This is a genomic window from Mesobacillus boroniphilus JCM 21738 (genome assembly GCF_000517385.1).
Lineage (GTDB): Bacteria > Bacillota > Bacilli > Bacillales > Cytobacillaceae > Mesobacillus > Mesobacillus boroniphilus.
The window spans coordinates 91,854-101,919 of sequence record NZ_BAUW01000004.1; the positions used below are offsets into that span (position 1 = coordinate 91,854).

Here is a 10,066-nt window from a genome sequence, read left to right on the forward strand (position 1 = left end):
ATGATATTTTTTAACCGTTAACTGCTACCTTCTTCGTTTCTTCCATATAAAGAACTCTATTGACTGCATTAAGGTAGGCTTTTGCCGAAGCCTCAAGAACATCCTGTGCAAGGCCTCTTCCACTCGTCTCGACGCCGCCAAAATTCAGCTTTACATATACCTGGGCCAGGGCATCCCTGCCAGCTCCAACAGATTGAATCCTGTAATCCAGCAAGCTAGCTTTTTCTTTCATGCAATTTTCAAGCGTATTATATAAAGCTTCAATACTGCCAGAACCGGTGGAAGCTTCCTGAATCTTTTCATTTTGGCAGCCATACAGGGTGACTGTCGCGGTAGGAACCTGGTTGGTCCCATATTGAACCTGAATGGAATCGAGACGATAATATTGCTGTTCTTTTGACAGCTTCTCTTCAAGATGATCGCCACAAGGTCATCATCCGTCATTTCCTTTTTCCTGTCTGCAAGTTCCTTGAAAACAGAGAATAACTTATTGATATCCTGATCAGGAACGGTCAGTCCGATTTCACTCAGCCTGTTGCGGAATGCGTGTCGGCCGGAGTGCTTTCCGAGAACCATCGAGTTATTCTGCAGTCCAACAAGTTCCGGTGAAATGATTTCATAGGTAGTTTTCTCTTTCAAAACCCCATCTTGGTGGATTCCCGATTCATGGGCAAAAGCATTCCTTCCGACCACTGCTTTATTGGCCGGCACCGCCATACCAGTCAGCTTGCTGACAAGGCTGCTCGTTCTGCTAATCTCCTTAAGGTTCAATCTTGTTTCCGCCTGGTAAAAATCTTTGCGGATATGAAGCGCAACAGCAAATTCCTCAAGCGCAGCGTTTCCTGCCCTCTCACCTATCCCATTGATCGTTCCTTCAACCTGTGTGGCTCCTGCCGATACAGCTGCAAGTGAATTTGCGATGGACATTCCAAGGTCATCATGACAATGTGCTGAAAGTTCGACCTTACTAATAGAAGGAACATTCTCTCGCAAGTAAGTGAATATTTGGCCATATTCCTGCGGCGAAATATAACCGACAGTATCAGGAATATTGATGACCTTTGCACCGGCTTTAATAACCTCTTCAACGATTTCAGCAAGGAAATCAAGCTCGGTCCGGCAAGCATCCTCCGCAGACCATTGAATGACAGGAAACTTGGCTGCCGCATACTTCACGGTTCTGACCGCCGTTTCGACGACCTCAGCTTTTGTCTGCTTCAGCTTGTGGATCCTGTGGATTGGCGAGGTGGCGATGAACAGGTGAAGCCTCGGCTCTGCGCCTTGTCTCAATGCCTCCCATGCTGCGTCGATATCTGTTAAAACCGATCTCGCCAGCCCTGTAACCGAACACCCTTTGATCTGTCGTGCAATTTCGGCTACTGAAGCAAAGTCTCCTTTAGATGCGGCTGGGAACCCAGCTTCAATTATGTCAACATTCAGCCTCTCTAATTGCCTCGCAATCTCAAGCTTTTCGGAAAAATTAAGATTGACCCCGGCTGACTGCTCTCCATCCCTCAAAGTCGTATCAAAAATGTTAATTCTTCGCACTGGCAACCACTTCTCTCTGCTTTTGTTTATTGACAAACGGCATCATCTTTCTCAGTTCTCTCCCCACCTCTTCAATCTGGTGGGTGTTTTCTTTTTCATTGATGCTATTGAAGACCGGTCTGTTGTTTTCATTTTCCGCAATCCAGCCTTTCGCGAAAGAACCTTCCTGGATGTCGGTCAAAACTCTTTTCATTTCCTCTTTAACCTGGTCATTTACCACTCTCGGACCACTGACAAAATCACCCCATTGAGCAGTGTCAGAAATCGAATAGCGCATACCTTCGAGTCCGCCTTCATACATCAGGTCTACAATGAGCTTGAGCTCATGCATCGTTTCAAAATAAGCCAGTTCTGGCTGGTAGCCTGCCTCAACAAGGGTTTCAAAGCCTGCTTTCACGAGCGAGGTCAGCCCGCCGCATAACACTGCCTGTTCCCCGAATAGATCCGTTTCAGTTTCTTCTTTAAAGGTTGTTTCAAGTGCTCCCGCTCTCAAAGCACCGATTGCTTTCGCATATGCCAGCGCAAGTTCCCTCGCCGTCCCCGAAACATCCTGATGAATGGCGAACAGTGCTGGCACTCCTGCTCCTTCTTGATAAGTCCTTCTGACCAAATGGCCCGGCCCCTTTGGTGCGACAAGCAAGACATCGCAGCTTTCCGGCGGGACAATCTGATTAAAATGAACGTTAAATCCGTGGGCGAACATAAGCGCCTGGCCTGTCAGCTGTGGTTCAATCTCATTTTTGTAGACAGCGGTCTGTCTCTCATCCGGCAAAAGAATCATGACTACATGTGATGACGCCACAGCTTCCGCAACTGTTTTAACCTCAAAGCCATCCTGCTCCGCTTTCTCCCATGACTTCCCTTGCCTTAAGCCAACGACAACCTCAACCCCGCTGTCCCGGAGATTCTGCGCATGTGCATGGCCCTGTGAGCCGTACCCCACAACTGCCACTCTCTTTCCGTTAAAATAAGCCTCATTCGCATCTCCGTTATAGTACATCTTCGCCATATTACCTCTCCCTTTCGAATTAAAATTTAGTTTTTTCACATAAATGAAAACGATTTTTGCTGGCCGGTGCGCTGGTTTCCCCTTGGGAATGCGGTCGTTCCGGTACGAGCCAATTCTCTGATTCCATATGGTTTAATCAAATCGATAAACGCTTCAATCTTTTCCGTTTCGCCTGTCAATTGGATGATGATGCTATCCTTGCTGACGTCAATTACCGATGCCCGGAATGGCTCAATGATCGAATAAATCTCTGCCCTGTTGTGTGGAAGGACAGGCACCTTCATGAGAACAAGCTCTCGGGCGACAATCGCCTGGTCACTGATATCAGCCACCTTAAGGACATCAATCTGTTTATTAAGCTGTTTCGTGATTTGCTCGACCATCCCGTCATTCTCCACATGGACAACGCATGTAATCCGCGAAACTCCCTCTTGCTCGGTCAGGCCTACCGAAATGCTTTCAATATTGTAGTTCCTCTTTGAAAATAGATTCGTGATCCTGTTCAGTACTCCCGGCCGGTTCAAGACCGTCATCGTTATGATTCTTTTCATTTCTTCACTCCCACCATTTCGTGGATTCCTTTTCCAGGCGCGATCATCGGGTAGACATTTTCTGCACCATCGACCCTGAAATCGAGCAGCACCGGCTCCTTGTCATGCAGGACCTCATTCAGGACCAAATGTGCTTCTGCTTCAGAGTTGATTTCAAACCCTTTGATACCATAGGCCTCGGCAAGTTTTACAAAAGATGGCTGGACCGGATTTTTACTGTGGGAATATCTTTCTTTGTAAAAAATCTCCTGCCATTGTCTGACCATCCCAAGCGCTTGGTTATTGAATATCGCTATCTTGATCGGCAGCTTAAATTCAGCGATGACCGCCAGCTCCTGCGTTGACATCTGGAAGCCTCCATCTCCGAGAACGGCCACAACGCATGCAGTCGGATCTGCCAGCTGTGCTCCAATACTTGCTGGAAGCCCAAATCCCATTGTTCCGAGTCCTCCTGAGGTCACCCATCGATCAGCATGCTGGAGTTGATAATATTGTGCCGCCCACATTTGATGCTGGCCGACATCGGTAACGACAATTGCTTCACCCGCGGTTTTTTCATATAGGAGCTCCATCACCTTTTGTGGTTTTAGCACCTCGCTGTTTTCGTAATGATAAGGATGATCCTCCTTCCAGGCAGCGAGCGTTTCCGCCCATTCTTCCTGTTCAGGTGGACTGCCTGCCAGCTTCAGCAACTGTCTTAGCGCCTCTCCTGCATCACCGACGACCGGAATTTTTGTTGGCACATTTTTGCCGATTTCAGCCGGGTCGATATCTATATGGCAACCGTTGCCTTTGGAGCGAAATGCTTCAAGTTACCGGTCAGCCGGTCATCAAATCGTGCTCCGATATTGATCAGCAGGTCACAATTATAAAGCGCCATGTTCGATGCATAGCAGCCATGCATCCCAGCCATTCCAAGGAACAATTCATGGTTGGCCGGAAAGCCTCCCAACCCCAATAATGTGTGGACAACATGTAGCTTTGCTGTTCTGCGTATTCTTTTAACAGGCTCGACGCCTTCGCGTGGAGGACACCTGCCCCTGCGAGAATCACCGGCCTTTTGGCCCTGCTTACTGCTTCGGACAGTTTTCTTACCTGAAGGAAATTCGGCTCCGTAGTCGGCTGGTAACCAGGAAGATGAATTTCCTCCTCAGCTGGTTCTGCCGATACACCCGCTGCCAGGTCCTTTGGGAAATCGATGACGACTGGGCCAGGCCTTCCGCTTGTCGCAATATAAAATGCTTCCTTGATAATTCGCGGGATGTCTTTTATTTCCCTAATCTGATAGTTGTACTTCGTGATAGGAGTGGTGATGCCAAGAATGTCGGCTTCCTGGAAGGCATCTGTGCCGATCACCCCTGTCGCGACCTGGCCTGTGAATACGACCAGCGGCAAAGAGTCCATCATTGCATCCGCAATGCCGGTGATGATATTGGTCGCTCCCGGTCCAGATGTAGCAATTACCACGCCCGGTTTCCCGCTGACCCGTGCATATCCTTCCGCTGCATGGATTCCTCCCTGTTCATGCCTTGGCAGCACATGAAGAATTTTAGAATCATAGAGTTTGTCGTAAATCGGAAGGACAGCTCCTCCCGGGTAGCCAAAAATGACTTCGACATTTTCCTTTTCCAGCGCCCTAAGTAGTAAATCCGCACCGGTTACTTCATTCGTTTTAGCCTTTGTTTCCTTCAAGGCAGCTTCCATTTATCGAACCTCCCATTGTGAACTCACTGTTTTTTTCAAAATAAAAAAGCCCATCCATCTCCATATGCCTAAGGTATGCCCAGGCAAAGGGATGGAATAGGCTTTATCTCCTTTTCCACGGTACCACCCTTATTCACGCATGATGCGTGCACTCGTGACAGCTCAGCTGCCGGTTTTTATAACAAGTGCCATGCACTCGACCAGTTTTACTAGGTGTCCTTTCAAACTGGCGCTCCAGGGTGAGTTCATTTAGTGCGGCATCACCGGTTTCCAGCAACCCCGGCTCTCTGTGCATGCTGATCGCATTTAATTACTTGTCCCTGTCCTCGCTTTATCCTTATTCAATTAGATATTGAAAGTTTACCAAAAGAAAATTAACTTACTTGATGGGCTTTTTCCTGATAGACCTGGATTCCATCTGCAACGACCTTTGCCCTGAATTCGCGCAGGATATTTTGTGTATGCTGTCCTGGTACTCCATCACCGATGACTCTTCCATCTACTCTAACAACTGCGATCACTTCTGCTGCTGTCCCGGTAAGGAATACTTCATCGGCTGTGTATACATCATGGCGGGTAAATGGTTCCTCCTTGACCTCATACCCAAGATTTTTGGCGATTTCAATTACCGCATTCCTAGTGATTCCTTCAAGTGCTCCAACATAACCTGGCGGTGTGATGAATTCATTTCCCCTGACGATAAAAATATTATCCGCTGATCCTTCGGCAACATAGCCTGGTCATTCAGCATGAGCGCCTCACTTACATTTGCCAGATGCGCTTCGATTTTTACAAGTACATTATTTAAATAATTCAGTGATTTCACTTTTGGACTCAACACATCCGGCCGATTTCTCCTTGTCGCGACAGTTACAATCTCCAGTCCGCGTTCATACAATTCCTTTGGAAAAATAGACAGAGGCTCAACAATGATGACGACATTGACATTCGGGCATTTGTAAGGATCCAGCCCAAGATCTCCGACACCCCTGGAAACGACAATCCGGATATAAGCATCTCTTAGTTGATTCCGTTCCACCGTTTCAACAACCAGTCCGGTGAACTCCTCCTTAGAGTGTGGCATGTTCAGCATGATGGACTTAGCTGACCGGTAAAGCCGGTCCATATGTTCTTCCATCCTGAAAATATTGCCGCTGTATACCCGTATCCCTTCAAAAACACCGTCTCCGTATAGAAATCCATGATCATATACCGAAACCTTAGCATTTTCCTTGGTGACAAATTCACCGTTTAAGTAAATCCACTGATCGGGCACAATAAACACTCCTTTAACAAATAGACGCTTTAAATTATTAAATTATCAAGTTGAAAAAATACAGTTTTACATTATCAAAAAATTAATATAAAACCCTGGTTCAATTTAGAGGCTTTCAACTTGTTTTTTTATTTGAGGATTATCTTACGCCCAATTTTCACCCTCGTCAACACCCTTTTTCTAAATTATTTGATAATTTAGATTAGTTAGTTAATTTGTATACGCTTACATTGTTGATATATTCATATTTGCAAAAAATAAAATTTTTTTATTGGACTTCAGTTTCATAGTGGGTAGGAACGAGAGGACATAAAAAACTCACCTTTCAAAAAGGTGAGTTAAAGTATGTAGTTTAAGTGGCGTCCCAGGAGAGATTCGAACTCCCGACCGTACGCTTAGAAGGCGTATGCTCTATCCAACTGAGCTACTGGGACTTGGTTGTTTTTTAAAGACAAGATTTATTATATTAGCCAAACAACTAAATGTCAATAAAAAATTACAACTTTTTCTGAGGGAAACCTGCTGACTTCCCTCAGAAAATAATTATATTAGTTTCAATTCGTTTTGTGAAGTGAAAACTCCTGCCTTAACTCAGTCAACTCACCATTGCCATAGTCATAGATCCGCAATATAGCTTTTTCGTTCTCCAGTTCGAGGATGGCATAGCTCTTTTCAGTCCTGCTCCGTGGAAGTCTGATGCTTCCGGGATTGATAAACAGCACATCATCGACCATTTCTGCTCCTAGCAAATGTGAATGCCCAAAGCATACGATATCAGCCTGCAGTTCTTTTGCCTTATAGTATAAATTTACGAGAGTAGACTTTACTGAGTAGAGATGCCCATGCGTCACAAATATTTTCACACCACTCACGACATGGGTATCATCTTCAGGAAAGTTGCCATAAAAGTCGCAATTCCCTTTGACCGAACTGAAATTCACAATAGCAGCATCGCTTTCAGAAAGCTCTGAGTCACCGCAGTGGATCATTAGGTCGACATCATTTCCATGCAGCTTCTCAATTACCTCAAGTACCTCTGTTGACCCATGGCTGTCACTGACAATCAGCACCTTACTCATGCTGTCCTCACCCTTTTTCAGAAGGTCATCCAGTTTTCTGATCGCATTGGCCCGATGGCTGATTTTGTTTTTTCGTCTGAGGCCAATTCTGCCATTGCTTTACCCTCTTTTTCCACGAAAAAATTGGATCATAGCCAAACCCATTGGTACCGCGTCTTTCATTCAGGATTCTTCCTTCACATGTCCCGAATACAGTCAATGTCTCCTTGCCTGGCTCTGCCATTGCGAGCGCACAGCAAAATCTTGCGGTACGCTCCTTTTCTGGCACATCCTGAAGTTCCTCAAGAACTTTGTCGATGTTGTTTTCATCATTTTTTTCAGGACCTGCGTATCGTGCCGAATAGACACCTGGTCGGCCTTCCAGTGCATCAATTTCGAGTCCAGAATCATCCGCAATCACTCTGACTCCAAGATTACTAGCGATTGTCTCAGCTTTTAAGATGGCGTTCTCCTCAAAAGTTGTCCCTGTTTCTTCTACATCCTCAATATCTGGGTAATCCAGCAATGTTTTTACCGCTAACCCTTTTGGCAAAAAAAGCTTCTCGAATTCCTTTGCTTTTCCTATGTTTTTTGTCGCGATTATCACTGATTCCATCTTTGAGATCTCTCCTATCTCTGTTTTGCTCCCTGAATCTTGGCAGTCAATTCTTCTCCTAGAGCTTCCTTCTGTTTTTCGAAGAGTTCCGTTATTCCATCTTGTGCTGCCTTTAAAAGCTCCTGCAGCTGGCTGTATGAAAAAGTAGCTTCTTCTCCAGTACCCTGCAGTTCAACGAATTCTCCATTGCCTGTCATGACAACATTCATGTCGACATTGGCAGCAGAATCCTCGACATAATTCAAATCAACAACAGCCTCGCCATTCTTCAAGATACCAACACTAGTCGCAGCAAGAAAGTTCATCACAGGAAAAGCAGACAGCTTCTTTTGCTTGCTCAGCTTCTCAAGGGCCATAGTCATCGCAACAAAAGCTCCGGTGATTGAAGCAGTACGCGTGCCGCCATCTGCTTGTATGACATCACAATCGACCCAAACAGTACGCTCCCCTATAGCCTCAAGATTCACAACTGCGCGCAGCGCTCTGCCGATCAAACGCTGGATTTCCATCGTCCTTCCGCTGATCTTTCCTTTGGCCGCTTCACGAATATTCCTCTGTTCGGTAGCGCGTGGCAGCATAGAGTATTCTGCCGTAATCCATCCTTTTCCTGCGCCCCTCATAAATGGAGGAACACGGTCCTCGATACTGGCAGTACATATCACCTTCGTATCTCCAACAGAGATCAGCACAGAGCCTTCCGGATGTTTCAAGTAATCAGTTTCAATATGTATTGGTCTTAATTGCAAGGTTTCACGTCCATCAAATCTCATTTTAAAGCCCTCCTTAGCATGATAAAAGGCAGACAGCCTGCCTGGAAAACACAATAAATAAATAAGTAAAAGGCAGGATATACGCCTGCCTCTTTGAATGTCTTTATTTAGTATATCAAAATCTGGCTATTAAAAACTACCTATGTTTACTTTTTCAGGCCTTGTAACCGGCTCAGCCAATTTTTCTCCCGTTTCTGTCAGCACATCCGCCTTTCCATTCACCGTAAGGGCCACACTCTCAACGCCATTCTGTTCTGTTAGTGACAGTACAAGTGAATTCAGCAAGTGTTCAGATACCATTTTTTCTTCAAAGCTGCCGTAAATAGATTCATTGAAGTTCAATGTTACCTTTCCATCCTCAAACTTAGGTTCGTCCAGCAGCTTCACATCCGATTGGAAATCTGACAGAAGGTTGGATGCATATGCTGGCCCTTCCACTAGCTCGTTCACAATTGCGGTAATGTTATCCTTCACATCATTGCTGACGCGTTTTGTTACAGGAACATAATAATATGCGCCTTCCTCACCGCCAATATAATAAACAGTTACTGCTTTGGTATTTGTGATATCAACGACATCGGAATTGTCGATGTTGATGCCGTCTGCACGGCTTAACTCTCCCCCAATAGGAGTACCGCCTACAGGCATTGCCTCAAGTGGAGTGCCATTCATCTGAAGCTTCACATCATCAACTGTATCAAATTGTGTAAGCGTCCATGTCACAGCCTGAAGAATTTTTTTTCTCATCCTCTTTTTTATAGGTTGCAAATTCTTTTGAAAAGTCTATTGTTGCTGTTCCGTCCTTAATGTTCACTGTCATTTGTGTGTCAGCTGGAAGGACGGCCCTGAAACCATTTGGAAGCATTTGCTCAACAGGCCCATTTGCAACAAGGTATTCCAGCGCCTGCTGGGCTACACCCTCTTTTTTCGGTAGACTCATCGTCCGTGAGACGACATAACCATTTTTATCAATCAAATAAAGTTCTGTCTGAATGGACGTCTCAACTGCTTCTTTTCCATCCTCATTTGTTTCTGTAGAAACATTTTCATCAAGCGTCTCCCCATCTTCCATGGAAGTGACATCCTGGGGAGGATCGATCTTCTTCTTTTCCTCGCCCCCGAACAGCCCGCAGCCTGATAGGAATACCGTAGTTGCCAATGTAGCAGCTGTAACGACCACAGCCTTTTTATTTTTTGACATATAAATCCCTCCAAAGACAGTTTGTACTAACATGTATACGAGCCTTTGGATTTTTTAGACCGCCTTTGAGAAGATTTTTGGTCAAATAAAATACAATAATAAGCAATTAAGAAAAGCGCAAGCGCCTTGATCAGCCCCGACAAGCGCTGGAGGGACGACCGGTGAAGCCGTTCTTTGACTTCATTGGGCAGACCGAAATCGAAATGCGAAGGCGACTGTCCAAGTCCAAAGCGTCTCGAGGAGTTAGGAGCCGCAACTAGACAGGCGACTCGAGGGGCTAGCCGCTGGAGCTAGACACTAATCTAAGTAAAAAGTTTTATGCTTTCTTATAAA

At 45.6% G+C, this 10,066-nt stretch carries 4 protein-coding genes, 1 tRNA gene, 5 pseudogenes and 1 other annotated feature; all 10 genes and pseudogenes read right to left on the reverse strand.

What is annotated here, in order from left to right; translation table 11 throughout:
* Positions 1-10 precede the first annotated feature (10 nt).
* Positions 11-1,548 (reverse strand): annotated as a pseudogene (locus tag JCM21738_RS02635) (2-isopropylmalate synthase).
* Positions 1,535-2,557: a ketol-acid reductoisomerase gene (ilvC, locus tag JCM21738_RS02640; RefSeq protein ID WP_023627097.1), complete on the reverse strand. Its 1,023-nt coding sequence runs from the start codon at positions 2,555-2,557 to the stop codon at positions 1,535-1,537. Before ilvC ends, JCM21738_RS02635 begins: the two are co-directional and overlap by 14 nt.
* Positions 2,558-2,592: 35 nt before the next feature.
* Positions 2,593-3,108, reverse strand: coding sequence for an acetolactate synthase small subunit (gene ilvN / locus JCM21738_RS02645; protein WP_023627096.1), 516 nt, complete (start codon positions 3,106-3,108; stop codon positions 2,593-2,595).
* Positions 3,105-4,812 (reverse strand): annotated as a pseudogene (gene ilvB, locus JCM21738_RS02650) (acetolactate synthase large subunit). Before ilvB ends, ilvN begins: the two are co-directional and overlap by 4 nt.
* An 84-nt stretch (positions 4,813-4,896) precedes the next feature.
* Positions 4,897-5,148, reverse strand: a binding site (T-box leader).
* Positions 5,149-5,186: 38 nt separating this feature from the next.
* Positions 5,187-6,088 (reverse strand): annotated as a pseudogene (gene ilvE / locus JCM21738_RS02655) (branched-chain-amino-acid transaminase).
* A gap of 357 nt (positions 6,089-6,445) precedes the next feature.
* Positions 6,446-6,522, reverse strand: a tRNA-Arg gene (locus tag JCM21738_RS02660).
* Positions 6,523-6,642: 120 nt separating this feature from the next.
* Positions 6,643-7,167, reverse strand: a complete 525-nt coding sequence (locus JCM21738_RS25100; protein ID WP_023627093.1) for a metallophosphoesterase — start codon at positions 7,165-7,167, stop codon at positions 6,643-6,645.
* Positions 7,168-7,185: 18 nt separating this feature from the next.
* A pseudogene (locus JCM21738_RS25105) lies at positions 7,186-7,762 on the reverse strand (XTP/dITP diphosphatase); the annotation flags it as partial.
* A gap of 14 nt (positions 7,763-7,776) precedes the next feature.
* The gene (rph, locus tag JCM21738_RS02675; RefSeq protein WP_023627091.1) at positions 7,777-8,532 is read right to left on the reverse strand and encodes a ribonuclease PH; all 756 of its coding nucleotides are present in this window, start codon (positions 8,530-8,532) and stop codon (positions 7,777-7,779) included.
* A 129-nt stretch (positions 8,533-8,661) separates the two neighbouring features.
* Positions 8,662-9,733: pseudogene (locus JCM21738_RS02680) on the reverse strand (GerMN domain-containing protein).
* Between the last annotated feature and the right edge of the window lie 333 nt (positions 9,734-10,066).